Source organism: Cupriavidus sp. 8B (assembly GCF_054589115.1).
Genome location: NZ_BAAILO010000010.1, coordinates 1 through 304 on the forward strand (window position 1 = coordinate 1; position 304 = coordinate 304).

The following is a 304-nucleotide window of genomic DNA, read 5'->3' on the forward strand; positions in this document are numbered from 1 at the left end:
ACAAAGCCCGCATTGTTCGTTCCCGCAAGCTCTCGACAGCGCGCAGCTCAAAGCTGCATATCGCTTCTTTAGCAATGAGGAAATCGATAGCGACGGTGTGCTGAGTTCGCATGTCGCGCAGACGCTGGGCCGGATGCGGCAGGTGCCTGTGGTGCTGGCTGTCCAGGACACCACCGAGTTCAACTTGGCGCATTTGCCCGAAACCACTGGTCTGGGCCTTGGCACAGGAGGCAACAGGCATGGATTTCTGATGCACAGCCTGCTGGCTGTCACGCCCGACGGATTGCCCCTTGGGGTGTTGGGC

1 protein-coding gene is annotated in these 304 nt (G+C 59.9%); it reads left to right on the plus strand.

Annotation, left to right across the window (positions count from 1 at the left end; translation table 11 throughout):
* The coding region (locus ACYP5B_RS00950; RefSeq protein ID WP_459568214.1) for a transposase DNA-binding-containing protein at positions 1 to 304 on the plus strand (304 nt) is incomplete at both ends.